Here is a 26,511-nt window from a genome sequence, read left to right as displayed (position 1 = left end):
TCCCTCCCCGTCGTCAGGGAGCGGATCATACCGAGACGGACCTCACGAAGGCTTCGAACGCCGCGGGGTGGACGGTGAATACGGGACCTTCGGGGTTCTTGGAGTCCCGTACGGCGACGCGGCAGGGCTGCGCGGCGATCTCGACGCAATCACCGCCGGTGTCACCGCTGTACGAGGCCTTGAGCCAGCCGGTGTCACCGAGCGGCGCGCACTCGACGCACTGGCCGCCCGTGTCGGAGCTGTACGAAGACTTACGCCACTGCGCGCCCGTCAGGTTCCGGATGGTGTCCATAACGCTCCTCCATTACGCGGGCGATCCGTGCCACCGAGTCCTCCAGGGACAGGGCGGCTGCCTGCAAATGATCGTATCGGAGCGAACCCTCCCTGAGAGCGGGCGGATTGGCCGTCATATGGCCCTGCACGAAGTCCTCGGTGTAGACGATGTCGGGGTCGTCCTCGAACCGCAGAAGGTTGAACGAGCCCATCACCCCCGCGTGGGCGCCTGCCTCGAACGGCAGGATCTGCACCTTCACCCACTCCCTCCTCTGCAGGGCCAACAAATGGGCGAGCTGGTTCCGCATCACCTCGCGGCCACCGATCTCCTGGTGCAGCACGCCTTCGCCCACCACCACCCAGATCAGTGGCGGGTCTTCGCGGTCGAGGATCCGCTGCCGGTCCATCCGCGCAGCCACCTTCGTGTCGAGGTCCCCCTCGGTCCGCACCCCGAGCACGGCCCGCGCGTAGGCGGGCGTCTGGAGCAGCCCGTAGACCAACTGCGCCTGGAAGGTGGAGATGTACGAGGCCCGGGCCTCCATCTCCGCGTACGGCTGGAACCAGGTCGGCAACTGGCTCCGCAGCACGAGTCCGATCAGCCGCGAGAACACCCCGCCGGTGCCCAGCGCCGCGTCCACCCGCTCCGAGAAGTCCCGGGTCGGGACGCGCTTCGTCGTCTCGATCTGACCGATCAGGGAGCCCGTACAGAAGATGATCTCGCCCAACTGGGCCTGCTTCAGGCCGGCCTGTTCCCTCAGGCGCCGCAGTTCGTACCCGTAGAAGTCCAGCGGCGAGGCGCTGGGATCGAGCTCGCGGATCTTGACCATGAGGTGGTCACCCCCAAGTTCACGCTGTGCGTTCGGCGTTCGTTTCGCCCTGTCGCCGAGCGTAATCAGCCGGATGCGCTCCGGTAGTGCGAATCAGGCGATCGGTCACGGTCGGTCAGAAGCGGTCGGCAGCCGCTCCACTCGCATGCGGCGATAATGCTCTGCCGAACTGATCTTGTGGTGACGGGGGCCTGGCAGGTGCGGGAAGTGATCGAAGGCCGGTACGCGCTGGCCGAGTTGCTCGGCCGGGGCGGCTTCGGCGAGGTGTGGCGGGCCGAGGACAGCCGGGTGGGCCGCCAGGTCGCCGTCAAGATCGGATATCCGCAGACTCCGGAGGACACCCGCCGCTTCGAGCGGGAGGCCAGCCTCGCCGGGAACCTCGCGCACCCCAACATCGCCATCATCCACGACTTCGGCCGCACCGAGCGCGAGGGCCGCGACGCCGTCTACCTCGTCATGGAGCTGCTCCGCGGCCGCAGCCTGGCCGACGTGCTGGAAGCCGGCGTACCGCTGCTCGCAGACGCTCTGGAGTGGGCCGGGCGCATCGCGGACGCTCTGGGGGCGGCCCACGCCGCCGGCATCGTCCACCGGGACGTCAAGCCGGCCAACGTCATGGTCACCGACGGCGGGCTGACGAAGGTGCTCGACTTCGGCATCGCCAAGGCCGGGGGCGGCAGCGGCGCCGTCACCACCACGACGGGGCTGACGGCCACCGGCATGATCATCGGCTCCTTCCCGTACATGGCTCCCGAGCGGTGGACCGGCGGGGCGAACGGCGTGCCCGTCGACGGGCGGGCCGACCTCTACGCCCTGGGCTGCGTGCTGACGGAACTGCTGACCGGCACCCGCCCCTTCGCCGCGCGCGAGATGCACGAGCTGCTCGCCCAGCACCTCACGACCGCGCCGCCCGCGCCGAGTTCGCTGCGGGCGGAGCTGCCGGCCGCACTGGACTCCCTCGTACTGGAGCTGCTCGCGAAGGACCCGGCGGACCGGCCCGCGGACGCGGCCGAGGTGTCCCGGCGGCTGGCGGAGATCGCCCGGAGCGAGACCCCCGCACCCGCACCCGCGCCCGCGCCCGAGCCCGCCCCCATGCCGGCGGCGGGCTCCTTCCCGCCCCCACCCTCGTACGCCCCCACCGTGCACACCGCGACCGTCGATCCGGTCCGCGCGATGCTGGAGCGCCGGCTGACGCAGCTGCTGGAGGACGAACCGGCCGACGTCGTGCAACGGCTGCGCATGCTGACCGACGACCTGACCGAGGAGCTCGGCGCGCAGGACGCCCTGACGGTGCGGGCCGCCTACCACCGCGCGATGCGGGTCGTCGGACCGTCCAGGACGATCGATCTGGAGCGCCTGCTGCCGCGGATGGTGCGGGTGCTGGGCCTGGATCACCCGGACACGATCACCGGGCGCGCCGCCTGGGTCGGCGAGGCGGCGGCCTTCGGGTCCGGGGACGGCCGCCGGCACGAGCAGGAGCTGCGCGAGCTCGTCGAGCAGGCGACGCAGGTGTTCGGCACGCACGCCCTGGTCACGCTGACCGCCCGCTACCACCTCGCGTCGGCCATGCACCGGGGCGCCCACGCCCGCGACGGCCAGTGGGACGCGCGCAGTCGGGAGCGCGCGCTGAGCGAGCGGGCCTGGCTGGGGCCGCTGCTGCCCGACCTGGAATGGGCCCTGACCGCCGACAGCCCCGTCCTGCTGGACGTGCGGCGCAGGCTGGCCCACGACGCGTGGCTGGTCGGTGACGTCGCCGGCGCCGCGCTCCTGTACTGGCGGCTCTTCCCGAACCTCGCCGAACTCGCCGAGCGCGGCGATCCGGAAGTGGCCCACCGGGTGCTCCGCACCATCGGCGAGGCGGGCGATCCGGCGGCCGCCCTGGCGCACCTGAACCCGTTGCTGCGCCGGCTCCCCTTCCTCCCCGGCATGCAGGACCTGGCCCAGGAGGTCTCGGACGCCCGGGCGGACTTCCGGCGGGCCGTACGGGAGCAGCGGCGGGCCGAGGGGACGGGCGGGGCGGGCGGTCTGTCCCGGCTGTTCGGCCGCTGACCGGGCGGCGGCGTACGAGCGCACCCCGGCCGTAGCGTCCTACCAGCGGGTAGGGCACGATGGGCCGCCACACACGATCACCGCCGGAGGAACCATGGCCACCCCCAAGCCGGAGACCCTCGCCGCCTTCGAGGCCGCCAAGGGGTTCATGCCCGTACGCGAGGGCCTCGCCCTGTACGAGGCGGCCACCGCGGCCGGGGCACTCGGGCTGCCGCTGCTGGAGGTTGGCACGTACTGCGGCCGTTCCACCATCCTGCTCGCCGACGCCGCCCGCGGGGCCGGCGTGCCGGCGATCACCGTCGACCACCACCGGGGCAGCGAGGAGCAGCAGCCGGGCTGGGAGTACCACGACCCGACGGTCGTGGACCCGGAGGTCGGGCTGATGGACACCCTGCCGACCTTCCGCCGGACCCTGCACAAGGCCGGGCTGGAGGACCACGTGATCGCGATCGTCGGCCGGTCCCCGCAGGTCGCGGCAGCCTGGGGCGGAAAGCTCGGCTTCGTCTTCATCGACGGCGGCCACACGGACGAGCACGCGAGCGGCGACTACGAGGGCTGGGCCCCGCACGTCGCGGAGGGCGGCACGCTCGTCATCCACGATGTCTTCCCGGACCCGGCCGACGGCGGCCAGGCCCCGTACCGGATCTATCTGCGGGCCCTGGCCTCGGGCGCCTTCGAGGAGATCTCCGTCACCGACTCGCTGCGCGTGCTGCGGCGCACGGGCGCCGGAATCTAGCGCCGCCCGCGTCGCACCAGCGGCGGTTCGCCGTGAGCCGGACGGTTCTGGCCAACCTGTCAGAAATCACTTCACAGGGGGCCAGAACTCGCAGATGATCACCTCTGGCCGACCGCTGCTACCGGTGACCCGCGGACAGGGAAGCACGACGTGAATTTTCTGCGCACTCGCACCACGTCCGCATTGTTGACCCTCGGAGCGGGTGCGCTGATCGGCGCCCTTGGTGCGCTCTCGGGCAAATCCGAAAGCCCGATTCCTCACGTCGTGAACATCGTGTTCTCCGGAGGATGGTCGTGGGCGTGTTTCGCCTTCCTCGTCGGGTACACCAGGAAATCGAAGGTGGAGTCCGCCTGGCTGGCGTCTTCCGCGTTGGCCGTCGGCGTGGTCGTCTACTACCTGCTCAAATGGTTGAGCCCCGCCGCACCCATCGGGATGACGTCCGACGGGACGGTCGGGGACGGCGTCTCGTCGGGGATCCTGTTCTGGGGAATTGCCGCTTTCTTTTTCGGCGCCCCGATGGGCCTCTTCGGGAATCTGGCGCGGATCCCCGGAATCGGCGGGCTTTCGTTCCGTCTCCTCGTTCCGCTCATCGTCTACGTCGAGACGTCTGCCCGCCTGAAAGTGGAAGCGGCCACTGCGGGAAGATTCGTCGAACTGACCTGGAGCGCGATCCGTGTGATCGCGGTCCTCACCGCCCTGGCTCTCGTGGGGCACATGGCGTGGGCGTGGGTGCGCTCGGCGCGCGGGCGTGAAGGCCGGGCCTGATGCGTCCCGATGAACGCCGGGCATACCATCGCACCACGCCTTCGGATGGCCTACGGTCCGGACGGGCGACGGGAGGCGGGTCTAGCATCGCGGCGTGCGCAACGACAACAGCCCCCCGCCCCCCGAGGCCGGCTCCTCCATCGACCCGGACCGGCCCTGGTTCACCCGACGCGCCACGCTCGTCGTCGGGGTTGCCGCGCTCGCCCCGGCCGCTCTGGCGGGCTGGGTCCTGACCCAGGCGTTCGCCGGGACGGGGTCCGACGGGCCGTCCCGCTCGACGCCGCTGTCCGCCTCGCACTCGACCCCGTCGCCGGGCCAGCGGGACGCGAAGCCGGGCTCCACGCCCGGCGAGGGCGCGAGCGCGAGCGCGAGTACGAGCCCCAGCGCCAGTCAGAGCACCACCGCGGCCGCACCCGCACCCGCACCCGCCCAGGGCCCGCTCGCCGGCAAGACCGTGGTCGTCGACCCCGGCCACAACGCCGGGAACTTCGCGCACACCGACGAGATCGACCAGCAGGTCGACATCGGCACGGGCCGCAAGGAGTGCGACACCACCGGCACCACCACCAACGCCGGCTACAAGGAGGCGGACTTCACCCTCGACGTCTCCAAGCGCCTGCGGACCGCCCTGGAGGCCCAGGGGGCCAAGGTGGTCCTCACCCACCAGGCCGACCGCCCGTGGGGGCCCTGCATCACCGAGCGCGCCCGCATCGGCAACGAGGCGAAGGCCGACGCCGTCGTGTCCGTCCACGCCGACGGGGTCTCGGCGGGCAACCGCGGCTTCCACGTCATCCTCCCGGCCAAGGTCAAGGGCGGCGCCGCGGACACCGCGAAGATCGTCGGACCGTCCCGGGAGCTGGGCGAGCGGATCGCCGGCAACTTCGCCCGCACCACCGGCTCCGCCCCCGCCAACTATCTGGGCAGCGGTACCGGTTTGGTCGTCCGCGACGACCTCGGCGGACTGAACCTGTCAACCCAGCCCAAGGTGTTCATCGAATGCGGCAACATGCGTGATGCCAAGGACGCGGCGCAGCTGACGAGTCCGGAGTGGCGGCAGAAGGCGGCTCAGGGGATCGCGGACGGCATCGTCGGCTTCCTCGGCGGGTAGTCCCCTTCGGGAGTCCGGCGGGACCACCCGCCGCCCCGATCATCTCGGCCGTCGGAAACCTCCGTACCATGGTCCCGCCCGCCCTGCTGCAGGCACGTTCTGCGACCGCGGCACCACGAGACGACGACCGAGACCGAGAAGGACACCTAAGACGTGAACATCCGCTCCCTCACTCGAGGCGACGGCGTGGTGATCGGAGCAGCGGCGCTGCTGTTCATCGCCTCGTTCCTCGATTTCTACTCCGCGACCGGTATCGACCGGCCGAGCGTGTGGGACCTTGACTCCAACTACCTGGCGCTCCCCAGCATCTTCCTGCTCGCCTTCATCGCCGCCGGCCTGCTGATCGCCTCCCGCTTCCAGCCTGAGCGCAAGCTGGCCGGCCTGCCGCTGACGGCGTGGGGCACCGTGCTCGCCGTCTCCGCCGCCTGGTCGTCGCTGTGGGCGCTCATCGCCTGCCCGGACGTGCTCGACCTCGGCGCGGGCTCCATCCTCGCCCTCCTGGGCACGCTGGCCCTGGCCGGTGTGGCCATCGCCGGTGCGAAGATCCCGGCGCTCGCCGGCCAGCTCGTTCCGGAGCCGCGTCCCGCCGCCGTCCCGCCGTACGGTGGCCAGCCGGGCCAGCCCCAGCCGGGTGCCGGGTACGGCTACCCGGGCGCGCAGCAGACGCCGTACGGTTCCACGCCGCAGCCGGTCCCGCCGTACGGCGGCACGCCGAACCCGACCCCGACCCCGGGTCCCGGTCCGCAGGACTCCCCGCACACGCCGGCCCCGACCCCGGCCCCGGCGGCGGACTTCACGCCGTTCTGGTTCGCGGTGCCGGTGGCCCGTCCGCTCTACGCGGAGGACGGCTCCCCGACCCCGATCGCCGAACTCGCCCCGGGCACCTGGTACCTGGCCGTCGAGCAGCGTGGCGCGGCCAACCTGATCGCCCAGACCCAGGACGGCCGCCGCGGCGTGCTGAACGACACCTCGGGCATCCAGCGCGGCTGACCGCCGCCCGGACCCGAGCCGACGGCCCCCCGCCCTTCCGGGCGGGGGGCCGTTGCTCTACAGTCACCTGACGCCTCGTCAGATTCTGGAGGGACCGTACATGCGCCTCGGACTCGCACTCGGCTACTGGGGCCGCGGCCCCTCCCCCGCCCACCTCGACCTCGCCACCGAGGCCGAGAACCTCGGCTACCACTCGGTGTGGACCGCCGAAGCCTGGGGCTCCGACGCCTTCACCCCGCTGACCTGGATCGCCGCGCACACCTCGCGGATCCGCCTCGGCACGGCCATCGCGCAAATGGCCGCCCGCACCCCGACCGCCACGGCCATGCACGCCCTGACCCTGGACCACCTCTCGGGCGGCCGGATGATGCTCGGCCTCGGCCTGTCCGGACCGCAGGTCGTCGAGGGCTGGTACGGGCGCCCCTTCCCCTCCAGCCCGCTCACGGCCACCCGCGAGTACGTGGACGTCATCCGCCAGGTACTGCGCCGCGAGGCCCCGGTGGAGCTGGACGGCAGCTTCCACAGCCACCCGTACCGAGGCGAGGACGGCACCGGCATCGGCAAACCCCTGAAGCCCATCACCCACCCCCTCCGCGCGGACGTCCCCCTCCTCCTGGGCGCGGAGGGCCCGAAGAACATCGCCCAGACCACCCGGATCGCGGACGGCTGGCTCCCCCTGTACTGGTCCCCGACCCGCACCGACGTCTACCGGGCCTCCCTCACCGACCTCCCCGAAGGCTTCATGATCGCGCCGATGGCCCGCGCCAAGGTCTGCGACGACGTCGCGGAGGGCCTGCTCCCGGTCAAGGCGATGCTCGGCTTCTACATCGGCGGCATGGGCCACGCGGCCCGCAACTTCCACGCCGACCTGATGGCCCGCATGGGCTACGAGGAGGAGGCCCGCCGCATCCAGGAGCTGTTCCTCGCGGGCCGCAAGGAGGAGGCGGTCCTGGCGGTACCGGACGAGTTCGCCGACGAGATCTCGCTCATCGGCCCCCGGGAACGGATCGCGGAACGCCTGGACCTCTGGCGCAAGGGCCCGGTGACCGACCTCCTCCTGACGGCTCCGGACCCCCACACCCTGCGCGTCCTGGCGGAGCTCAACGGCTGAGCCCGGTCGTCAGGATTCGGCCTGCGGCACTGCCTCCAGCAGCTCCCGCACGTCGAACGGCATGACGGCGATCTCGATGCTCCCGCCGTCGTCGTAGGCGCAGGTGACGATCCGCGAGCCGGGGTTGATGGAGATCCCCTCCTTCACGGACGGCACCCGGATCCCGGTGGCCCGCCCGCCGGGCAGCGCCACGGCCTCCCCGCGCCGCGGAACCCACCGGGCAGCGCCCTGGTCCCCGTACACGCGGCCCACCCGCCAGCGGCCCTCACCGGCCGGAATCCGGACCATGCAGGGAATCCCGGGCACGGGCCCGGCGGCCGTCCGCGCACGATGCTTGCGCCGCAGCAGCCACCCGGCCCCCACGGCGCCGAGGACCACCACCACGATCTCGATCACCCCCCCATTGAAACAGCCACTGCCCTGGCCGGGCGGGTGCGGGTTCTACTCCGGGTGCGGCCCTTGCCCTGGCCGGGCGGGTGCGGGTACCACTCCGGGTGCGGCCCTTGCCCTGGCCGGGCGGGTGCGGGTACCACTCCGGGTGCGGCCCTTGCCCTGGCCGGGCGGGTGCGGGTACCACTCCGGGTGCGGCCCTTGCCCTGGCCGGGCGGGTGCGGGTACCACTCCGGGTGCGGCCCGGTGGCCGCGCCTCAAACGCCGGCGGGGCTGGGGTGTGTCGCCTGGGCGGGATTGGGATGGGGGTGCGGTCCCGGCGGCGGGTATCTCCTCGGCTTGCGGAGCGGCGCGGTGTGGAAATGCGGGGCGGTGGCGGATCCGCGTCGCCTGCGGGGACACCCCCCGCCGTCCCCGCCCCCGGCCGTGCCGCCTCGTACGGGGGCCGCGGGGGCGGGGACACTGCGGGGGCTCCCCGCAGGACGAGCGCGCAACCCAGGCCGTACGGCAGGACCACGGCCGCCTGGCGCGAGCCGAGGAGAGCCCCCGGAGGGGCACCGCCCGACCCGACGGACCACACCCCCGGCCGGGGACACCAAACCCAGCCCCGCCGGCGCTTGAGGCGCGGCCACCGGCCCGCACCCGGAACAGGACCCGCGGCCACCAGACCGCACCCGGGACGGGATCCGCACCCGCCCGGCCAGGGCAAGCGCGCGGCCACCGGCCCGCACCCGGAAACGCCGCCCGGCCAGGGCAACGGCAACGGCCGGGCCCTGAACGCTAGCCGCCCAGCTCGGACGTGCTCGGGACCTTGTCCGTCACCACCGCGCCCGCGCTCTGGCCCGCTTCCTTCACGCTGTTGATGACGCTGTCGAAGGAGTCGATGTCACCGTCACCCGCCTGCCCCTTGCGCAGCTTGCTGCCCAGGCCCTTGAGGGACTCGATGCCCGCCGTGAGCGGGGCCACCGCCTTCGCCAGCAGCGGGTCGCCCTTGGCGTTCTGGGCCGCCGCCTTGAGCCGGTTGTACGCGAACGCGCCCGCGAGGCCCGCCTTGATCAGCGCGAAGGTGCGACCCTTGGCACCCTTCTTGAACTTGCCCGCGCGGTACGGCTTGACGATCCACTGGTACGTCGCACCGGCGGCCAGGCTCGCGTTGGCGACGAACCGCGTCTTGGCGAACTTCTGCTTCTCCGCGGACGTGCTGGGCGACGGCGTCGGGGCGGCCAGTTCGTCGGCCTCGACGGCGGCGGGCTCCGCCGCCGCGAGGGCGGCCAGCTCCCCCATCGACGCGGCGGAGAGCTCCTCGCGCGGGCCGTTACCGCCACTGCCGCATGCGGTGGCGCCGACCATCAGCGCGGTGGACAGGACCACCGCCGTGAGGGCGCGGCGGAATCGGACGGTCGTGGGTACGCGTACGGGCACGGGCACGGTTTCCTCCGGGTGCTGAGGCGTCTCCCGCAGCCTCGCCCCGCTCCCCCGGCTCCACCAGCCGGGGGGACCCGTTCGGGTTTAGGACACCCCGGGGCGGCAACACGCGCCGCATGAGCACTCACACACGAGTACGCACCCGGGGAAGCAGTCAAGCAGGCCGCGCCGTCGCGCTGGTGGCGGACGTGCTCGCCTTCGTCATCGGACTCTGGATCCTGCTCTTCCTGCTGGAGGCCAACCAGGGCAACGCCCTGGTCGACCTCGTCCACGACGTCGCCTCCTGGCTCGCGGCCTGGTCCTACGACCTGTTCACCTTCAGCCGCGCATGGGTCCAGGTCGTGATCGGCTACGGCATCGCCGCCGTCGCCTACCTGCTCGTCGGCCACGCCATGGCCGGCTGGCTCTACCGTCGCTGAGCCGGCCACCCGGTCAGCCGCAGCAGTCGGGCTCCAGCCCGGCCGGGAGCGAGGTCCCGCCGAACACCTCGGTGGTGGCCTCGTCCCCGCCGAGCGCCGCGACGGCGAGCAGCAGCGACCCGGCCGTCCAGGTGGTCTGCTCCACCGGCCAGACGGCCTCGTCCTGGAACACGTACCCCGTCCAGTACATGCCGTTGTCCGCGCGCAGGTGGGTGATCGAGCGCAGGATCTCCAGCGCCCGGTCCGACTCCCCCGTCGCCCACAGCGCGAGCGCCAGCTCGCAGGATTCGCCGCCCGTCACCCACGGGTTGGGCAGCACGCAACGCACGCCCAGGTCCGGGACCACGAACTCGTCCCAGCGCCCGTCGATGCGCGCCTTGGCCTCGGAGCCGGTCAGTGCCCCGCCGAGGACCGGGTAGTACCAGTCCATCGAGTAGTGGTTCTTGTCGAGGAACCGCTCCGGGTGGCGCCGGATGGCGTGCCGCAGCGCGCCCGCCGCGAGCTCCCAGTCGGGCTGCGGCTCCTCGCGGTGCTCGGCGATGGCCAGCGCGCAGCGCAGTGCCTGGTGGATGGAGGAGGAGCCGGTGAGGAGGGCGTCGGTGACGGCCGTGCCGTCCGCCTCGCGCTTCCAGCCGATCTCGCCGCCCTGCTGCTGGAGCGTCAGGACCCACTCCACGGCCGCGTAGACGGTCGGCCACATGCGGTCGAGGAAGATGTCGTCGCCGGTGGAGAGGTAGTGGTGCCACACGCCGACGGCTATGTACGCGGTGAAGTTGCTCTCGCGGCTCGCGTCCTGCGGCTCCGCGGTGTCCACGCCGTCGGGCCGGTCGGCGTAGGCCGCGTACCAGGAACCGTCCTGGTTCTGGTGCCGGGCCAGCCACGCGTACGCCCGCTCGGCCGCCTCGTGCTCGCCGGCCGCGTCGAGCGCCATCGCGGCCTCGGTGTGGTCCCACGGGTCGAGGTGGTGCCCGCGGAACCACGGTATGGCGCCGTCGGCGCGCTGCGCGGCGAGGATCCCCGCCACCGTCAGGGCGGCCTCCTCGGCCGTCAGTACGCCGTCCAGGACCAGGTGTTCGGTGCGCCCCGGCGAGCTCACTGGGCCGCGCTGACGGGGAGGTGGGGCTTGGTCGCGTACGCCACGAAGCTCTTGCCGATGAGCGGGTTCAGGGCCTGCTCGGCGAGCCGTGTGGCCAGCGGCTTCTTCATGATGTCCCAGACCAGGAGCTTGTGGTACGCCTTGACGGGCAGTGCCTTGTCGTTGTCGACGCCGAAGGCGCACTTGAGCCACCAGTACGGGGAGTGCAGCCCGTGCGCGTGGTGGGTGCCGTACGGCTTGAGGCCCGCGGCCTTCATCTTGCCGAGCAGCTCGTCCGCCTTGTAGATGCGGATGTGGCCGCCTTCGACCTCGTGGTAGGCGTCGGAGAGCGCCCAGCAGATCTTCTCGGGGCCGTAGCGCGGCACGGTGATGGCGATGCGCCCGCCGGGCTTGAGCACGCGCACCATTTCGGCGAGCACGCCCTTGTCGTCGTGGATGTGCTCCATCACCTCGGAGATGATGACGACGTCGAAGGAGTCGTCGGGGAAGGGCAGTGCGAGCGCGTCGCCCTCCATGGCGGTGGCGGTGGCCCCGGCGGGGGCCTCACCGGCCTCCTTCATCGCGGCGAACCACTTGGCGACCTCGCGGATCTCCTCGCCGTTGCGGTCGACGGCGACCACCTGGGCGCCTCTCCGGTAGCACTCGAAGGCGTGCCGGCCTGCGCCGCAGCCCAGGTCGAGTACGCGGTCGCCTGCGGCGAGCGGGAACCGGGAGAAATCGACGGTCAGCACGGGGTCCTGCCTTCGCGGTCGCGGGGGTTGTTCGGGGATGGGAAGGAAGCGGAAGGAGCAGGAGGTCAGCGCGCCCGGTGGGTGCGGCCGGCGGCGGCCTGCTCGATGGCGGCGCGGTAGTGCGCGACGGTTCCGCGGGCGGCCGCGGCCCAGGTGAACCGGGTCAGGACCCGTTCGCGCCCGGCGGCGCCGAGGCGGGCCCGCAGCTCCGGATCGCCCAGCATCCGGCCCAGTGCGCCGGCCAGCGCGCCCGCGTCGCCCGCGGGCACCGCGAGGCAGGTCTCGCCGTCGGGTCCGGCGACCTCGGGGATCGCGCCGCCGGTGGTGGCGACGAGCGGGGTGCCGGTGGCCATGGCTTCGGCCGCCGGGAGCGAGAAGCCCTCGTAGAGGGAGGGCACGCAGGCGACCTGGGCGCTGCGGACGAGGTCGACGAGCTCGGCGTCGGTGATGCCCTTGACGAAGCGGATCGCGTCCTGGAGGCCGTACGTCTCGATGGCGCGGGCGACGGGACCCTGCTCGGCGCGCTTGCCGACGACGACGAGGTGCGCCTCCGGCTGCTCGGTGCGCAGCTTCGCGAGCGCCTCGACGAGGTACACGAGCCCCTTGAGCGGCACGTCGGCGCTGGAGGTGGTGACGATGCGGCCGGGCACCTCGGCGACGGACGGGTCCGGCGACCACAGGTCGGTGTCGGCGCCGATGTGCACGACGTGGATGCGCTCGTCGCGGACGCCCAGGTGCTGGGCGATCTCCTGCTTGGAGGAGCCGGAGACGGTGAGCACGGACGGCAGTCGGCGGGCGACGCGGCCCTGCATGCGGGTGAAGCCGTACCAGCGGCGCACGGAGGCCCGCTTCAACCAGCCCTGCGCGGCGTCGAGGTCGAGGCCCCGGTCGACGGTGATGGGGTGGTGGATCGTGGTGACCAGCGGGGCGCCGAGGTCGGCGAGGAGGCCGTACCCGAGCGTCTGGTTGTCGTGGATGACGTCGAAGTCACCGGCGCGCGCGGCCAGGTGACGGCGGGCGCGCAACGAGAAGGTCAGCGGCTCGGGGAAGCCGCCGGTCCACATGGTGGCGACCTCGAGGGCGTCGATCCAGTCCCGGTACTCGTCGCGCCCCGGCGTGCGGAAGGGGTCCGGGCTGCGGTACAGGTCCAGGCTCGGGAGTTCGGTGAGCGTGGCGCCCGTGTCGAGCACGGGGTAGGGCTGCGCGCCGATGACTTCGACGGAGTGCCCCAGTCGTACGAGTTCGCGCGCGAGGTGGCGGACGTAGACGCCCTGGCCGCCGCAGAACGGGTTCCCCTTATAGGTGAGGAGTGCGATGCGCAGCGGGCGGTCGCCGTCGGCGGCGGAACCCGCGAAAGGGCTCGTCACCATGGCCTCAGCGGTCACTCTCGGCCCCCTTCTCCCTGCAACTTTCGCCGGAGCGTAACCGCTCGGATAATGTAGAACAAGTTTCAGACTTGATCCGTCGAAGACCATTGAATCTACCGGCCGGAAACTACACCGTAAGAGGCGGAGCAGGTGATTCGCGCCACGGCTCCGGCGCCTGCCATGCTGGCCGCGGACCAGCCCGGATTCAGCCCGCGCAACGACACGGAACGACACGGAACGGGAGCCATGACAGCGGAAGTGAAGGCCGTCACCACACCGGCGTCGCCTCCCCTGACGGAGCGCCAGGAGGCCCGCCGCCGCCGGATCCTGCACGCCAGCGCCCAGCTGGCCAGCCGGGGCGGGTTCGACGCCGTCCAGATGCGCGAGGTCGCGGAGGCGGCGGGGGTGGCCCTGGGCACGCTCTACCGCTACTTCCCCTCCAAGGTGCACCTGTTGGTCGCCACCATGCAGGACCAGCTCCAGCACATGCACACCACGCTGCGCAAGCGCCCGCCGGCCGGGGACGACCCCGCGACGCGGGTCGCGGAGACCCTGATGCGGGCCTTCCGCGCCCTCCAGCGGGAGCCGCAGCTGGCCGACGCGATGGTGCGGGCGCTGACGTTCGCGGACCGGAGCGTGAGCCCCGAGGTGGACACGGTGTCCCGGCTGACCACGGCGATCATCCTGGACGCGATGGGCCTGGAGAAGCCGCCGACGGCGGAGCAGCTCTCGGCGGTCCGGGTCATCGAGCACACCTGGCACTCGGCGCTGATCACGTGGCTTTCCGGCCGCGCGTCGATCGCCCAGGTCAAGATCGACATCGAAACGGTGTGTCGCCTGATCGACCTGACGTCTCCGGAAAAGGCCTGAAGCCGCCGCTCCGGGGCCGGGCCGCGGCGGTCGCCCGCCTCACTCCGCCAGGAAGCGGAGGACCTCGCCCCCGAACTCCTCGGGGTGCTGGAACAGGAAGCCGTGACCGGCGTCCCCGTAGATGACGACCTTCGAGTCCGCCAGCCGCTGGGACATGGCGTACGTGGCGAACGCGTGGACCATGACGTCGTGGGCCCCGGCCGCCGCGAGCACCGGGTGCGCGATCTCCCCGAGCCGCTCCCAGGCGGCGTCCTCCCCCCGCCCCCACCGGCCCAGCGCGGCGGCCTGCGCCCCGACGCTCTCCGGGCGTACGGCGGCCGCGGACGCGCCGAGCCTGGTGTCGAGGCGGCGCAGCGAGGCCAGACCGACCGGCTGCGCCGACTGGAGGCCGAGGGCGTGCTGGAGCGGCACCCGTACCAGACCCGGCCGGAGCGCTTCGACTACGTACTGACGGAGAAGGGCCTGGCCCTGTGGCCCGCCCTGAACCACCTGATGCAGTGGGGCGACCGCTACTACCCGGAGGCGGACGGGCCCCCGGTGACCATCGAGCACACGGGCTGCGGCGGCGGTCCCGACACCCACCAGCTCTGCGACCGCTGCGGAGCGCGCCTGGACCCCACGAACATCACGAGCCGCCCGGGCCGGACGACCCGCCCCTGAGCGGGCCGCGGGGGCACCGGGGGCGTCGATAGGGGCAACGACGCCGCCGACACCGGCGCACGGGCCTACGCGCAAGCGCCGATCGGCAATCACCGGTCGGCGGCCGACGGTCAGCGGTCAGCGGTCAGCGGTCAGCCCCATGACGTCCCGCACCTCTGCGCTGCTTTCGGCCACCTCGCCCAGCACCGTTTCCATGGTGACGACGGACTGCGAGAAGAGCTCCCGGCCGGACGCCGTGAGCCGGACGTCGAACCCCCGCCGGTCGCTGGAGCACGGCTTCCGCTCGACATAGCCCGCTCCGACCATCTGCGCCACGAGACGCGAGACCTGCGGCTGGCTGCGGGACGCCCGGGAGCTGAGCTCCCCCGCCCGGATCCAGCCATCGGCCCGCGCCATCACGTCCATGATCTCGAAGGCGCTGGCGCACAGGCCGTGGCGCTCGGCCAGCACGCGCTCGGCGGCCTGGTTGATCTGCGCACAGGCGCGGGTCACGGCCACCCAGCGGTCGGTGAGAGCTGCTGCTTCCGTCACGTTCCTCGTCACGTTCCTCATCGTAGGTTCGCCACGCGCCCCTTGTCGATGCATACGCATACATGTACTGTCCGGCTCAATTGATGCATGCGCATAAATCATTTGGTGCGGACGACAAGACGAGGACGAAGGAGACGTGGTGACCGAGCAGACGCTGGTGCCCCAGCCGGCCGAGCAGGACGCGGCAGGAACACCCGCACGGGCCCCCGGCAAGGCCGCCTGGACCACTCTGGTGGTGGTCGGCGTCGCCCAGTTGATGGTCATGCTGGACTCGACGGTCGTGAACGTGGCCCTGCCCTCGATCGGGGCCCAGCTGCCCGCCGATCAGGCGGCCTTGCAGTGGACGATCAGCGGGTACGTCCTGGTGCTCGGCAGCCTGCTGCTCTTCGGCGGCCGCGTCTCCGACGTCCTCGGACGCCGCCGCACCTTCCTCACCGGCCTCACCGTCTTCGCCGTGGCCTCCGTGCTCTGCGGCATCGCGGGCAACCAGGAACTGCTCGTCGCGGGCCGCGCCGTCCAGGGCGCCGGGGCCGCACTGCTCTCCGCGGCCGCCCTGTCGATCATCTTGGAGGTCTACCAGGACGAGGAGCAGCGAAAGATCGCACTGACCGCCTGGAGCGGCCTCGGAGTGATCGGCGCGACCATCGGCGTGGTGCTCGGCGGGCTGATCGTCACGGCGATCAGCTGGCGCTGGGCCTTCCTCATCAACATCCCGGTCAGCATCGCTGCCGGCATCGGCGCCCTGCGCAGCATGCCCGCCCTCGACACGAGCAGCGACCGCACGCTGCGGCTGCCGTCGGCGGCCGTGTCCACCGCCGGACTCGCCGCCCTGTCCTTCGGACTGATCCGGCTGCACGAGGGGTTCGGCGACCGGAACGCCTGGATCAGCATCGGCGCCGCCGCGGTCCTGCTCGCCGCGGTCACGTTCATGGAGATCGGCCGGGTCGACCCGCTGCTCCCGCTGCACCTGCTGCGCAAGCCCACCTACTGGCTGTCCAGCGTCGGCCTGCTCCTGGTGGCCGCCGTAATGATCAGCAGCTCCTTCCTGGCCAGCATCTACTTCCAGCGGGTCCACGAGATGAGCGCCTTCGTCACCGGCCTCGCACTGCTCCCCATGGGCCTGGCCGCCCTCGCGGTCGCGCTGGTCGCGCCGTCGCTGGCACGCGCCCTGGGCCTGGGCGGAACGTACGCGGCCGGAGCGGCCCTGCACCTGGTCGGCACGGGCGTCCTGGCGACCGGCACCGACAGCGTCGCGCTCACCGTCGTCGCGCTGGCCGTCATCGGTGCCGGTCTGCCCGCCTGCTTCGTCCCGCTCTTCGGCATCGGCACCTCGCACGTCAAGGTGGCGGAGTCCGGTGTCGGCTCCGGCCTGCTCAACACCTTCAACGAGACCGGCGCCGCCCTCGGCATCGCCGTCATCGGCACCGTCCTCGCCACCTCGGTCGACAGCCGTCTGGCCGACGGCGGTTCGGTCGCGGACGCGACCACCGCGGGTGTCGGCAACGGCTTCCTGGCCCTGACCCTGTGCTCCGGCATCGCCATCGTGATCGCGCTCGTGCTGCGGTCGCTGACCCGCGCTCCCGAAGGCGCCGACGGCTGAGGACGGCCGCAGGACCGGTGGTCCCCGGCGACACCCGGCGACACCCGGCGGCACTCGCCGGCCCCGCGGGCCCCGGCGGCGAGTCGGGGCCGGCGGCCGGGTCACCGGCTGCCGGGGGCCCGCCCCCGCCCCCTGTCCGCGGTCACTCCTCCGGCGGGAAGACCGGTTCGCCCGTCGCCGCCAGGGTGATCATGATGGCTTCCACCGGGCAGCCCTCCGCAGCCGTCAGGATCGGCTCGTTCGCGTCCGACTCGGCGGTGCGCGGGTGGGACTGGCGCGCCGTGTCCAGGACGAAGCCGTCCGGGGCGTGGTTCACGCACATGCCCGAGCCGATGCAGACCCCCCGGTCCACCTCGACCTGCCAGCGGTCGCCCATCAGGCACCCGCCTCGGCGGCGTCCGATGAGTACGTCGTCGGGAGGTGGATCATCTTGTGTTCCAGGTACTCGCTCAGGCCCTCCGGGCCGAACTCCCGTCCCAGACCGCTGTTCTTGTAGCCGCCGAACGGCCCCAGCATGTCCAGGCTGAAGGTGTTCACGTTGAAGGTGCCGGTGCGGATCCGGCGGGCGAAGTCGATGCCGCGCTCGACGTCGGCGGTCCAGACGCTGCCGCTGAGGCCGAAGTCCGAGTCGTTGGCCACCCGTACCGCCTCGGCCTCGTCCCCGTAGGGGATCAGGCAGACCACCGGGCCGAAGATCTCCTCGCGCGCGATCCGCATGGAGTTGTCGACGTCGCCGAAGAGGGTGGGCTCCACGTACCAGCCCTGCTCCAGGCCCGCCGGGCGGCCGCCGCCCGCCAGGACCTTCGCACCCTCCTCCTGCCCGATCCGGATGTAGTCCAGGGAGCGCTGCTGCTGCCGCTTCGCGACGAGCGGGCCGAGCTGGGTCGCCGGGTCGAGCGGGTCGCCGACGACCAGCGCTCCGGCCGCCGCCGCGAGGGCCTCGGCCACCTCCTCGTACCGGCTGCGGGGAGCGAGGATGCGGGTCTGGGCGACGCAGGCCTGGCCGTTGTTCATCCAGGCCGCGGGCACGATCCCGGCGACCGCGGTCTCCACGTCGGCGTCCGGGAGGACCACAGCGGCCGACTTGCCGCCGAGTTCGAGGGTGATGCGGGTGAGGTTGCGCGCGGCGACCTCCATCACGCGCTTGCCGGCCGCGACCGAGCCGGTGAAGGCGACCTTGTCGATGCCGGGGTGCCCGACGAGGTACTCGCTGACCTCGCGGTCGGCGGGCAGGATCGACAGCACGCCCTCGGGGAGCCCGGCCTCGCGCGCGATGTCGGCGAGGATGTAGGAGTCGAGCGGCGCCTCGGGCGACGGCTTGAGGATCACCGTCGAGCCGGTCAGGAGGGCCGGCGCCAGCTTGGCCGCCGCCACGAACTGCGGGACGTTCCACGGGATGACGGCGGCGACCACGCCCACCGGCTCCCGGCGCACCAGGATCGGGCCGAGCACGCCCTGGCGGTGCTCCTCGTACGGGTAGGCGCGGGCGACCGTGATCGCGGCGTCGTAGACCATCATCGGGCCGAGTGCCTGGGCGAGGACGCTCCAGGAGTACGGGGACCCGTTCTGGGAGCTGATCGAGCGGGCTATCTCCTCGTGCCGGACGGCGATGGCGTCCTTGATCCGGGAGACGACGGCGATCCGCTCGTCCAGGCTCATCCGCGGCCAGGGCCCCTCGTCGAACGCCGTGCGCGCGACGGCGACGGCACGGTCGACGTCCGCCTTGGAGGCGTGCGGGACGGAGCCGATGACCTGCTCGGTGTGGGGGGAGACGATCCGGATCGTGTCGGTGCCCAGCGGATCCGTCCACTCCCCGCCGATGAACAGCTTTCCGTGTTCCACGAGCTCGGTCATGGCTGAGGCCTCCTGCGGCTTGGGTTCCAGAACTGATACCAGTTCTAGTTAGAGGAGTCCACGGCCAGGACTGAACCTCCGTCAGTGCGGCGGAGAAGATCGAACGACTAGTCAGGGAGCTCAGAAAGTGGTCGACTTGGGCTACTACTGGAACACGTTCTCGTCCGAGGGCGGCGACAGGGGAGGGCGGGCGCATGCCGGAGGACACGCCACAGGTCACGGAGGACGCATCGCCGGTCACGCAGGACGCGCCACAGGTCGAGGAGGACGCGTCACCGGTCACCGGCGACACCCCGCACGTCACCGATCACGGCGGCGGCGTATGGGGAATCAAGGTCCCGATCCCCGACAACCCCCTCGGACACACCCTCGTCCACGTCCTCGACACCGACCGCGGCCCCGTCCTCATCGACACCGGCTGGGACGACCCCGCCTCCTGGGACACCCTCGTCGCCGGCCTCACCGCACTCGGCACCGCCGTCACCGACATCCACGGCGTGGTCATCACCCACCACCACCCCGACCACCACGGCCTCTCGGGCCGGGTCCGCGAGGCCTCCGGCGCCTGGATCGCCATGCACGCCGCCGACACCGAGGTCGTCGTACGGACCCGCGCCTCCGAACCCGGCGTCTGGTTCGACTACATGAGCGCCAAACTCGCCGCCGCCGGAGCCCCCGAGGAGCACATCGCCCCGCTGCGCGCCGCCCGCGCGAGCGGCCGCATGCGGACCCTGCCCGGCCTGCGCGCCGCCGTCCCCGACCGGGAGATCGTCCCCGCCGAGCTGCTCCCCCTCGCCGGGCGCCGACTGCGCGCGATCTGGACCCCCGGCCACACCCCCGGCCACGTCTGCCTGCACCTGGAGGAAGCGCACCCGGCGAACCTCCCCGGCCACGGCCGCCTCTTCTCCGGGGACCACCTGCTGCCCGGGATCTCCCCCCACATCGGCCTGTACGAGGCCCCGGAGGACACCCGCGTCACCGACCCCCTCGGCGACTACCTCGACTCCCTCGAACGCATCGGCCGCCTCGGACCCGCCGAGGTGCTCCCCGCCCACCAATACGCCTTCACCGACGCACCCGGCCGCGTACGGGAGCTCCTCGACCACCACGAGGAACGGCTGAGGGGCCTCTTGGCGCTGCTGGCCGAGCCGCTGACTCCGTGGGGGCTGGCGGAGCGGATGGAGTGGAACCGGCCCTGGGAACAGATCCCGTACGGCTCCCGCAACATCGCCGTCTCCGAAGCGGAGGCCCACGTGCGGCGGCTGGTCAAACAGGGCCGCGCCGAGGCGGTACCGGGCACGGACCCGGTGGCGTACCGGGCCGTGTAAGGGGCGCCCGGCCCCTGCGCCCCGGGGCCCGCTGGTTACGGGCCGGTAGAGTGAACGTGTCGTCCACACCTCTGTACGGGGGGAAGCCGGTGCAATTCCGGCGCTGACCCGCAACCGTGACCACCCCCGGCACCGCCCGGGCGGGGAGCCGGAATGCCCCGTACCGAAGGTGCGCGGCTCGTGCCGCCGGAGCCCCCGGCGGCCGGCACCGTCGAGGTAAACGGAGCCGGAGCCCGGTGCCTGTGCGTGCCTGCTGCCGGTTCCCCCGTACGAGAGGCACCGCCCCCTATGAACGTCCGTCGCAGCGCAGCCGCGCTCGCCGCCTCCGCCGTGCTCTGCGTGGGCGCCGCCCCCGCAGCCCTCGCCGACACCGCGCCGCCCGCCTCCCCCTCCGCGCCCCCGGTCATCCCCGACGGCCTCTACGGCAAGGGCGACCCCACGTACGACGGCGTGTGGCGGCAGTCCTTCGCGCTGCTCGCCCAGCACACGGTCGGCGTCAAGCCCTCCGTCAAGGCCGTGGTCTGGCTGGCCGCCCAGCAGTGCGACAACGGCGGCTTCGCCTCCTTCCGCCCGAACGCCGCTGTGGCGTGCGACGCGCAGACGATGTACGACACGAACGCCACCGCGGCCGCCGTGCAGGCGCTCAAGGCGCTCGGCGGCCAGGACGCGGCCGTCAAGAAGGGCGTCGACTGGCTGAAGTCCGTCCAGAACGAGGACGGCGGCTGGAGCTACGTCCCCGGCTCCCCCAGCGACGCCAACTCCACCGCCGTGGTGATCAGCGCCCTGGCCGTGGCGGGCGAGAAGCCGGCCGAGGTCAAGTCCAAGGCGGGCAAGTCGGCCTACGAGGGCCTGCTCCCCTTCCAGCTGGGCTGCACCGCCGAGCCGGCCGCCGACCGGGGCGCCTTCGCGTACCAGCCGGCCGACGGCAAGCTCCTCGCCAACGCCGACGCCACGGCCGCCGCCGCCCTGGCCGGCCTCGGCAAGGGCGCGGCCGTCGTCCCGTCCGCCGAGAACACCCCCGCCGCCCCGCTGGCCTGCCCGGCCGCGAACGCCGCCGACCCGGTGGCCGCCGCCCAGGGCGCGGCCGGCTACCTGGCCGAGGCCCTCAAGAAGGACGGCCACCTCATGGCCGTCACCCCGGGCGCGGACCAGCCCACCCCCGACACCGGCAACACCGTCGACGCGGTACTGGCCCTGGCCGCCGCCGGCCACAAGGAGTCGGCGGCGGGCGCCCTGAAGTGGCTGGAGACCAACTCCGCCGAGTGGGCGAAGGGCAGCCCGGCCGCGCTGGGCACCCTCGTCCTCGCCACGCACGCGACCGGCAACGACCCGAAGTCCTTCGGCGGCACCGACCTCGTCGCCGCGCTGAACGCGACCGGCCCGGCCCCGCAGGGCGCGGACACCGAAGCGACGAAGGTGGACGGCGAGAAGGAGGAGCCCTCCGGCGGCCAGAACGTCTGGTGGATCGTCGGTTCGTGCGCCGCTGCCGGTGTCGGCATCGGCATCCTGCTGAGCGGCCGCCGGAAGAAGAACCAGTCCTGATGCGCCGCCGCCTGCCCGCCGTGGCCCTCGCCCTCGGGATCGCCCTGGCCCTGCTGGCCGCCTCCCCGGCGCTGGCGGCCGGCTACCGCTACTGGTCGTTCTGGGACGGCTCGGCGGGCGGCCGGTGGTCCTACGCCACCCAGGGCCCCTCCCTGGCCCGCCCCGCGGACGGCGCCGTCCAGGGCTTCCGCTTCTCGGTGAGCAAGGACGCGGCGGCGCAGGCGGCCCAGCCGCGCGCGGCGGCCGACTTCGAGACCGTCTGCGGGGCGACCGCCCCGACGGAGGGCAGCAAGCGGGTGGCGCTCGTCATCGACTTCGGCGTCCCGGCGGACGCCCCGACGGGCGACGCCCCGCCGGAGGCCGCCCCGCGCACGGCCTGCGCGCAGGTGGCCCCCGAGGCCACGACGGCCGAGGCGCTGGCCTCGGTCGCCAAGCCGCTGCGCTACAACAGTGCGGCGCTGCTGTGCGCGATCTCCGGCTACCCGAAGCAGGGCTGCGGCGACCAGGTCGCCGACAGCGCGGCCGGGACCCCGACCCCGGCACAGTCCGCCGCTCCGGAGTCCGGCGGGGGCCCGTCCGCGGGCCTGCTCGTGGGCATCGCCGCCGTGGCCGCCCTGGCCGCGGCCGGCGTCTGGCAGTCCCGCCGCCGCACGCGATGACCGGCCCCGGCGCCGCGGCGCACCCCGGCAACGACGCCGAGCCGACCACCACGGACACCGGCGCACCCCGGACCGCGCCCACCACCGGTGCCGGCAACGAGCGCACGCCAAGCACGCGGGCGCCCCTCACCCCCGGCGGCGAACCGGCCGCCGGGACGACCCGCACCACGGGCACGGGCACGGGCACCGGTACCCGCCGGGCACGGCCGCAGTCCCACAGCGCCCCCACCGGAGCCGCACCCACCGGAGCCGCACCCGGCGACCTGCCCCCGGCCCGCCGGAGCCCGGCCGCGGCGCAGGTCCCCGCGCACCGGTCGACGTACGAAAAGTGGAAACCCCCGCAGGCCGCCCGGGCCACCGCCCTGCACGCGGGGGCCTGGTGGCTGTGGGCCCTCGGCCTCGCCACCGCCGCCTCCCGCACCACCAACCCCCTCCTCCTCGGGCTGATCATCGGCGTCGCCGGGTACGTGGTCGCGGCCCGCCGCACCGACGCGCCCTGGGCCCGTTCCTACAGTGCCTTCCTCAAGCTCGGCATGTTCGTCATCGGCCTGCGCCTGCTCTTCTCCATGCTCCTCGGCTCCCCCATCCCCGGCTCGCACCTCCTGTTCACGCTCCCGGAGGTCCCGCTCCCGGCCTGGGCCCAGGGCATCCGCTTCGGCGGCCGGGTCACCGGCGAGCAGCTCGTCTTCGCCTTCTACGACGGCCTGAAGCTGGCCACCCTGTTGGTGTGCGTCGGCGCCGCGAACGCCCTCGCCAATCCGGCGCGGCTGCTGAAGTCCCTCCCGGCCGCCCTGTACGAGGCCGGGGTCGCCGTCGTCGTCGCCATGACCTTCGCGCCGAACATGGTCGCCGACGTCGCCCGCTTGCGGACCGCCCGCCGGCTGCGCGGCCGGCCCACGGGCGGGGTGAAGGCCATCCTCCAGATCGGTCTGCCCGTCCTGGAAGGCGCTCTGGAACGCTCCGTCGCCATCGCCGCGTCGATGGACGCGCGCGGATACGGCCGCACGGCCGAGGTGCCGCCCGCCGTCCGGCACACCACCAACGCCCTCACCCTCGGCGGCCTCATCGGCATGTGCGCGGGCACGTACGGCCTGCTCGCCGCGCAGGGCGCCGCGTACGGGCTGCCCGTGCTCGGCGGCGGCGCGGCCCTGGCCGTCGCGGGCCTGCGCCTGGGCGGACGCCGGTCGGTGCGGACCCGCTACCGGCCCGACCGCTGGGGGCCGCGCGCCTGGCTGGTCGCCGGATCGGGCGCGGCCGTGGCCGCCCTGCTGATCCACGCCGGTTCCGTCGACCCCGCCGCCCTACACCCGGGCGTGGTCCCGCTCGCGGCCCCCGCGCTCCCGCTGTGGCCGGCGGCCGCGATCCTGATCGGCCTGCTGCCCGCCTTCGTGGCACCCGTACCGCCCAAGGAGGCGTCGCAGTGATCCGCTTCGAGCAGGTGTCGGTCACCTACGAGGGCGCGCCCGCCCCCTCCCTCCAGGGCGTCGACCTGGTGATCCCCGAGGGGGAGCTGACGCTGCTGGTCGGCCCGTCGGGCGTCGGCAAGTCCACCCTGCTGGGGGCGGTCTCCGGACTGGTCCCGCACTTCACGGGCGGCACCCTGCGCGGCCGGGTCACGGTCGCCGGCCGGGACACCCGCACCCACAAGCCGCGCGAACTCGCGGACGTGGTCGGCACGGTCGGCCAGGACCCCCTCGCACACTTCGTGACGGACGTGGTCGAGGACGAGCTCGCCTACGGCATGGAGTCGCTGGGCCTGCCACCTGCGGTGATGCGCCGCCGGGTGGAGGAGACCCTGGACCTGCTGGGCCTGAACGAGCTGCGCGACCGGCCGATCGCGACGCTGTCCGGCGGCCAGCAGCAGCGGGTCGCGATCGGCTCGGTCCTCACCCCGCACCCCCGGGTGCTGGTGCTGGACGAGCCGACGTCCGCGCTCGACCCGGCGGCGGCGGAGGAGGTCCTCGCGGTCCTCCAGCGCCTGGTCCACGACCTGGGCACGACCGTGCTGATGGCGGAGCACCGGCTGGAGCGGGTCGTCCAGTACGCCGACCAGGTCCTGCTCCTGCCGTCGCCGGGCGCGACCGCGGTCATCGGCACCCCGGCCGAGATCATGGCCGTCTCCCCGGTCCACCCCCCGGTGGTCTCCCTGGGCCGCCTCGCGGGCTGGTCCCCCCTCCCCCTCTCGATCCGCGACGCCCGCCGCCGCGCCGCGCCGCTCCGCTCCCGCCTGTCGACTGCGTCGGGCTCGGCACCGTCGAACCCGACGGGCCGCCCCACCGCTTCCCGGGGGTCCGGGGGCGGAGCCCCCGTCGCCGGAGCCCCCGGGCTCCTCGCGCGCCTGCTCCGCCGCCGCGGGCCGAGCCCCGACCCCGCCGAGGCCGCACCGCAGTGCCCGGCCACGGTCCGCAACCTCTCCGTCCGCCGCGGCCGCGTACAGGCCCTGCACGCCGTCACCCTCGCCGTGGCCCCCGGCGAAACCATCGCCCTCATGGGCCGCAACGGCGCCGGCAAGTCCACCCTCCTCTCCGCCCTCGTCGGTACGGTCACCCCCACCACCGGCGAGGTGACCGTCGGCGGCCGCACCCCCCACCGCACGGCACCGCCCGAGATGGTGCGCCGCGTCGGCCTCGTCCCGCAGGAACCCCGCGACCTCCTGTACGCCGACACGGTCGCCGCCGAGTGCGCCGCCGCCGACTCCGACGCCGCCGCGCCCCCCGGCACCTGCCGGGACCTCGTCTCCGCGCTGCTCCCGGACGTCCCCGACGACATCCACCCGCGCGATCTCTCCGAGGGCCAGCGTCTCGCCCTCGCCCTGGCCCTGGTCCTCACCGGCCGCCCCGCCCTCCTGCTCCTGGACGAGCCCACCCGCGGCCTGGACTACGCCGCCAAGGTCCGCCTGGTCGAGATCCTGCGCGGGCTGGCCGCCGACGGCCACGCCATCGTCCTGGCCACCCACGACGTGGAGCTCGCCGCCGAGCTGGCCCACCGCGTGGTGATCCTGGCCGGCGGGGAGATCGTCGCGGACGGTCCGACCGCCGAGGTCGTCGTCTCCTCGCCCGCCTTCGCGCCGCAGGTGGCGAAGGTCCTCGCCCCGGACCCGTGGCTCACCGTGCGCCAGGTCGCCGAGGCCCTGGGCGCGACCGAGGCCCTCGACGCGGCGGAGGCACGGTGAACAGCCCCAGCCGCCCCAACCGCGCCTCCTGTCCCGCCCGTCCCGCTCGTCCCGTCCGGATCGGCCCCCGCGCCGCCGTCACCCTGGTCCTCGTCACCCTCATCGGCATCGCGGCCTTCGGCTGGCCGCTGCTCGCCGACCGCCGGTCGGGTCTCGCCCACGCGCAGGACGCCCCCTGGCTCTTCGCCGCGCTCCTGCCGCTCCTGGTGGCGGTGGTCGTCGCGACCATCGCCGACAACGGCATGGACGCGAAGGCGGTGGCGATGCTCGGTGTGCTCGCCGCCGTCGGGGCGGCGCTGAGACCGCTGGGCGCGGGTACGGCCGGGCTGGAGCCCATGTTCTTCCTGATGGTGCTGAGCGCGCGGGTCCTCGGTCCCGGCTTCGGCTTCGTCCTGGGCGCGGTGACGATGTTCGCCTCCGCCCTGCTGACGGGCGGGGTCGGTCCGTGGATGCCGTTCCAGATGCTGGCGCTGGGCTGGTTCGCGCTGGGGGCCGGGCTGCTACCCGGCCCGGAGAGGATCCGGGGCCGGGCGGAGCTGCTGATGCTGGCCGCGTACGGCTTCGCGGGCTCCTTCGCGTACGGCACGGTCATGAACCTGCAGGGCTGGGTGCTGCTGCAGGGCCGGGGCGAGGGCGTCTCCTTCCATCCGGGCGAGCCGGTGGCGGCGAACCTGGTGCGGTTCGCCGCGTACTGCCTGACGACCTCGGTGGGCTGGGACCTGGGCCGGGCGGCGCTGACGGTCGTACTGACCCTGACCCTCGGCGCGACCTTGCTGAAGGCGCTGCGCCGGGCGACCCGTAGAGCTGCGTTCGACGCCCCGGTCTCCTTCGATCCCGGGGCCGGAATCGAGCGCGAACCCGCCCTGAGGAAGGGTACGAACGGCAGCGGAGCGTGACATTCGGGGCCTCCCCCGGTGACCCGCCCCATAGGACCTGGGTCACATACGAACCCGGGTAGGAGGCCTCGGAGCCCCGGAACCCACCCCTACGGGGGGTCGGTGGAGCACCTCC

The 26,511-nt window shown here is 73.3% G+C and carries 27 protein-coding genes and 1 riboswitch; of the genes, 16 read left to right on the top strand and 11 right to left on the bottom strand.

Going from position 1 to position 26,511, the window contains the following annotated elements:
• Window positions 1–25: 25 nt before the first annotated feature.
• Together OG594_RS09550 and OG594_RS09545 are read right to left on the bottom strand one after the other, a co-directional pair.
• Window positions 26–292 (bottom strand): DUF397 domain-containing protein, encoded by a 267-nt coding sequence (locus tag OG594_RS09550; protein ID WP_266597148.1) that lies wholly within the window; start codon window positions 290–292, stop codon window positions 26–28.
• Entirely contained in the window at window positions 252–1,100 is an 849-nt protein-coding gene (locus tag OG594_RS09545; protein ID WP_266597146.1) for a helix-turn-helix transcriptional regulator, read from the bottom strand. Before OG594_RS09545 ends, OG594_RS09550 begins: the two co-directional genes overlap by 41 nt.
• A gap of 207 nt (window positions 1,101–1,307) precedes the next feature.
• Between OG594_RS09545 and OG594_RS09540 the strand changes: the two genes are divergently transcribed.
• From OG594_RS09540 to OG594_RS09515, 6 genes are all read left to right on the top strand, one after another.
• Entirely contained in the window at window positions 1,308–3,146 is a 1,839-nt protein-coding gene (locus OG594_RS09540) for a serine/threonine-protein kinase (protein WP_266597144.1), read from the top strand.
• 94 nt (window positions 3,147–3,240) lie between these two features.
• A complete protein-coding gene (locus OG594_RS09535; protein WP_266597142.1) occupies window positions 3,241–3,882 on the top strand; it encodes a class I SAM-dependent methyltransferase in 642 nt (213 codons plus the stop codon).
• Window positions 3,883–4,032: 150 nt separating this feature from the next.
• On the top strand, window positions 4,033–4,647 hold the full coding sequence (locus tag OG594_RS09530) for a hypothetical protein (RefSeq protein WP_266597140.1): 615 nt from the start codon (window positions 4,033–4,035) through the stop codon (window positions 4,645–4,647).
• Window positions 4,648–4,741: 94 nt separating this feature from the next.
• The gene (locus OG594_RS09525; protein WP_266597138.1) at window positions 4,742–5,755 is read left to right on the top strand and encodes an N-acetylmuramoyl-L-alanine amidase; all 1,014 of its coding nucleotides are present in this window, start codon (window positions 4,742–4,744) and stop codon (window positions 5,753–5,755) included.
• Between the two features lie 153 nt (window positions 5,756–5,908).
• Window positions 5,909–6,745 (top strand): hypothetical protein, encoded by an 837-nt coding sequence (locus OG594_RS09520; RefSeq protein WP_266597136.1) that lies wholly within the window; start codon window positions 5,909–5,911, stop codon window positions 6,743–6,745.
• A gap of 100 nt (window positions 6,746–6,845) precedes the next feature.
• Window positions 6,846–7,856, top strand: a complete 1,011-nt coding sequence (locus OG594_RS09515; RefSeq protein WP_266597134.1) for an LLM class F420-dependent oxidoreductase — start codon at window positions 6,846–6,848, stop codon at window positions 7,854–7,856.
• Window positions 7,857–7,865: 9 nt separating this feature from the next.
• Here OG594_RS09515 and OG594_RS09510 read toward each other — a convergent pair whose 3' ends face one another.
• Together OG594_RS09510 and OG594_RS09505 are read right to left on the bottom strand one after the other, a co-directional pair.
• Window positions 7,866–8,252, bottom strand: a complete 387-nt coding sequence (locus OG594_RS09510) for a hypothetical protein (RefSeq protein WP_266597132.1) — start codon at window positions 8,250–8,252, stop codon at window positions 7,866–7,868.
• Between the two features lie 774 nt (window positions 8,253–9,026).
• On the bottom strand, window positions 9,027–9,596 hold the full coding sequence (locus tag OG594_RS09505) for a hypothetical protein (protein ID WP_266602743.1): 570 nt from the start codon (window positions 9,594–9,596) through the stop codon (window positions 9,027–9,029).
• Between the two features lie 191 nt (window positions 9,597–9,787).
• On the opposite strand from OG594_RS09505, the gene OG594_RS09500 reads away from it, so the two are divergent.
• Window positions 9,788–10,090, top strand: a complete 303-nt coding sequence (locus OG594_RS09500; RefSeq protein ID WP_266597130.1) for a hypothetical protein — start codon at window positions 9,788–9,790, stop codon at window positions 10,088–10,090.
• Between the two features lie 13 nt (window positions 10,091–10,103).
• On the opposite strand, the gene OG594_RS09495 is transcribed toward OG594_RS09500, so the two are convergent.
• The 3 genes from OG594_RS09495 to OG594_RS09485 form a co-directional block, all read right to left on the bottom strand.
• Complete coding sequence (locus OG594_RS09495; RefSeq protein ID WP_266597128.1) at window positions 10,104–11,186, bottom strand: prenyltransferase; 1,083 nt, start codon at window positions 11,184–11,186, stop codon at window positions 10,104–10,106.
• Entirely contained in the window at window positions 11,183–11,917 is a 735-nt protein-coding gene (locus tag OG594_RS09490; protein WP_030012203.1) for a class I SAM-dependent methyltransferase, read from the bottom strand. The genes OG594_RS09495 and OG594_RS09490 overlap by 4 nt, the downstream gene beginning before the upstream one ends.
• 65 nt (window positions 11,918–11,982) lie before the next feature.
• On the bottom strand, window positions 11,983–13,302 hold the full coding sequence (locus OG594_RS09485; protein ID WP_266597125.1) for a glycosyltransferase family 4 protein: 1,320 nt from the start codon (window positions 13,300–13,302) through the stop codon (window positions 11,983–11,985).
• Window positions 13,303–13,530: 228 nt separating this feature from the next.
• Between OG594_RS09485 and OG594_RS09480 the strand changes: the two genes are divergently transcribed.
• Window positions 13,531–14,154, top strand: a complete 624-nt coding sequence (locus OG594_RS09480; protein WP_030012830.1) for a TetR family transcriptional regulator — start codon at window positions 13,531–13,533, stop codon at window positions 14,152–14,154.
• Between the two features lie 39 nt (window positions 14,155–14,193).
• Here the strand turns inward: OG594_RS09480 and OG594_RS09475 are convergent, their stop codons facing one another.
• The gene (locus tag OG594_RS09475; protein WP_266597119.1) at window positions 14,194–14,565 is read right to left on the bottom strand and encodes an alpha/beta fold hydrolase; all 372 of its coding nucleotides are present in this window, start codon (window positions 14,563–14,565) and stop codon (window positions 14,194–14,196) included.
• Here OG594_RS09475 and OG594_RS09470 point away from each other — a divergent pair.
• The gene (locus OG594_RS09470) at window positions 14,551–14,814 is read left to right on the top strand and encodes a helix-turn-helix domain-containing protein (RefSeq protein ID WP_266597117.1); all 264 of its coding nucleotides are present in this window, start codon (window positions 14,551–14,553) and stop codon (window positions 14,812–14,814) included. The two genes, OG594_RS09475 and OG594_RS09470, sit on opposite strands and share 15 nt — an antisense overlap.
• Before the next feature lie 117 nt (window positions 14,815–14,931).
• On the opposite strand, the gene OG594_RS09465 is transcribed toward OG594_RS09470, so the two are convergent.
• Entirely contained in the window at window positions 14,932–15,357 is a 426-nt protein-coding gene (locus tag OG594_RS09465) for a MarR family winged helix-turn-helix transcriptional regulator (RefSeq protein ID WP_266597116.1), read from the bottom strand.
• 127 nt (window positions 15,358–15,484) lie between these two features.
• On the opposite strand from OG594_RS09465, the gene OG594_RS09460 reads away from it, so the two are divergent.
• Window positions 15,485–16,945: an MFS transporter gene (locus OG594_RS09460; protein ID WP_266597115.1), complete on the top strand. Its 1,461-nt coding sequence runs from the start codon at window positions 15,485–15,487 to the stop codon at window positions 16,943–16,945.
• A gap of 142 nt (window positions 16,946–17,087) precedes the next feature.
• On the opposite strand, the gene OG594_RS09455 is transcribed toward OG594_RS09460, so the two are convergent.
• Entirely contained in the window at window positions 17,088–17,321 is a 234-nt protein-coding gene (locus OG594_RS09455; protein WP_030011023.1) for a ferredoxin, read from the bottom strand.
• Window positions 17,321–18,799, bottom strand: coding sequence for an aldehyde dehydrogenase (locus OG594_RS09450; RefSeq protein WP_266597113.1), 1,479 nt, complete (start codon window positions 18,797–18,799; stop codon window positions 17,321–17,323). The genes OG594_RS09455 and OG594_RS09450 overlap by 1 nt, the downstream gene beginning before the upstream one ends.
• Window positions 18,800–18,993: 194 nt before the next feature.
• Between OG594_RS09450 and OG594_RS09445 the strand changes: the two genes are divergently transcribed.
• The 6 genes from OG594_RS09445 (at window position 18,994) to OG594_RS09420 (ending at window position 26,396) form a co-directional block, all read left to right on the top strand.
• Window positions 18,994–20,127, top strand: a complete 1,134-nt coding sequence (locus OG594_RS09445; protein ID WP_266597111.1) for an MBL fold metallo-hydrolase — start codon at window positions 18,994–18,996, stop codon at window positions 20,125–20,127.
• Window positions 20,128–20,206: 79 nt separating this feature from the next.
• Window positions 20,207–20,286, top strand: a riboswitch (cobalamin riboswitch).
• Window positions 20,287–20,415: 129 nt separating this feature from the next.
• On the top strand, window positions 20,416–21,669 hold the full coding sequence (locus tag OG594_RS09440; protein ID WP_266597109.1) for a prenyltransferase/squalene oxidase repeat-containing protein: 1,254 nt from the start codon (window positions 20,416–20,418) through the stop codon (window positions 21,667–21,669).
• Window positions 21,669–22,328, top strand: a complete 660-nt coding sequence (locus OG594_RS09435) for an SCO2322 family protein (RefSeq protein WP_266597107.1) — start codon at window positions 21,669–21,671, stop codon at window positions 22,326–22,328. The genes OG594_RS09440 and OG594_RS09435 overlap by 1 nt, the downstream gene beginning before the upstream one ends.
• The gene (locus tag OG594_RS09430; RefSeq protein ID WP_323185301.1) at window positions 22,325–23,752 is read left to right on the top strand and encodes an energy-coupling factor transporter transmembrane protein EcfT; all 1,428 of its coding nucleotides are present in this window, start codon (window positions 22,325–22,327) and stop codon (window positions 23,750–23,752) included. Before OG594_RS09435 ends, OG594_RS09430 begins: the two co-directional genes overlap by 4 nt.
• A complete protein-coding gene (locus tag OG594_RS09425; RefSeq protein WP_266597105.1) occupies window positions 23,749–25,500 on the top strand; it encodes an ABC transporter ATP-binding protein in 1,752 nt (583 codons plus the stop codon). Before OG594_RS09430 ends, OG594_RS09425 begins: the two co-directional genes overlap by 4 nt.
• On the top strand, window positions 25,497–26,396 hold the full coding sequence (locus OG594_RS09420) for an ECF transporter S component (RefSeq protein WP_266597103.1): 900 nt from the start codon (window positions 25,497–25,499) through the stop codon (window positions 26,394–26,396). The genes OG594_RS09425 and OG594_RS09420 overlap by 4 nt, the downstream gene beginning before the upstream one ends.
• Window positions 26,397–26,511 lie beyond the last annotated feature (115 nt).

It is taken from the genome of Streptomyces sp. NBC_01214 (assembly GCF_026340975.1).
Classification (GTDB): Bacteria; Actinomycetota; Actinomycetes; order Streptomycetales; family Streptomycetaceae; genus Streptomyces.
This window is presented reverse-complemented; position numbering and strand designations above follow the sequence as displayed.

Coding starts and splice junctions, on each gene's coding strand:
- OG594_RS09550 (WP_266597148.1), bottom strand. CDS start 292: ATGGACACCATCCGGAACCTGACGGGCGCGCAGTGGCGTAAGTCTTCG.
- OG594_RS09545 (WP_266597146.1), bottom strand. CDS start 1,100: ATGGTCAAGATCCGCGAGCTCGATCCCAGCGCCTCGCCGCTGGACTTC.
- OG594_RS09535 (WP_266597142.1), top strand. CDS start 3,241: ATGGCCACCCCCAAGCCGGAGACCCTCGCCGCCTTCGAGGCCGCCAAG.
- OG594_RS09515 (WP_266597134.1), top strand. CDS start 6,846: ATGCGCCTCGGACTCGCACTCGGCTACTGGGGCCGCGGCCCCTCCCCC.
- OG594_RS09505 (WP_266602743.1), bottom strand. CDS start 9,596: ATGGTCGGCGCCACCGCATGCGGCAGTGGCGGTAACGGCCCGCGCGAG.
- OG594_RS09500 (WP_266597130.1), top strand. CDS start 9,788: ATGAGCACTCACACACGAGTACGCACCCGGGGAAGCAGTCAAGCAGGC.
- OG594_RS09480 (WP_030012830.1), top strand. CDS start 13,531: ATGACAGCGGAAGTGAAGGCCGTCACCACACCGGCGTCGCCTCCCCTG.
- OG594_RS09455 (WP_030011023.1), bottom strand. CDS start 17,321: ATGGGCGACCGCTGGCAGGTCGAGGTGGACCGGGGGGTCTGCATCGGC.
- OG594_RS09450 (WP_266597113.1), bottom strand. CDS start 18,799: ATGACCGAGCTCGTGGAACACGGAAAGCTGTTCATCGGCGGGGAGTGG.
- OG594_RS09445 (WP_266597111.1), top strand. CDS start 18,994: ATGCCGGAGGACACGCCACAGGTCACGGAGGACGCATCGCCGGTCACG.
- OG594_RS09440 (WP_266597109.1), top strand. CDS start 20,416: ATGAACGTCCGTCGCAGCGCAGCCGCGCTCGCCGCCTCCGCCGTGCTC.
- OG594_RS09435 (WP_266597107.1), top strand. CDS start 21,669: ATGCGCCGCCGCCTGCCCGCCGTGGCCCTCGCCCTCGGGATCGCCCTG.
- OG594_RS09430 (WP_323185301.1), top strand. CDS start 22,325: ATGACCGGCCCCGGCGCCGCGGCGCACCCCGGCAACGACGCCGAGCCG.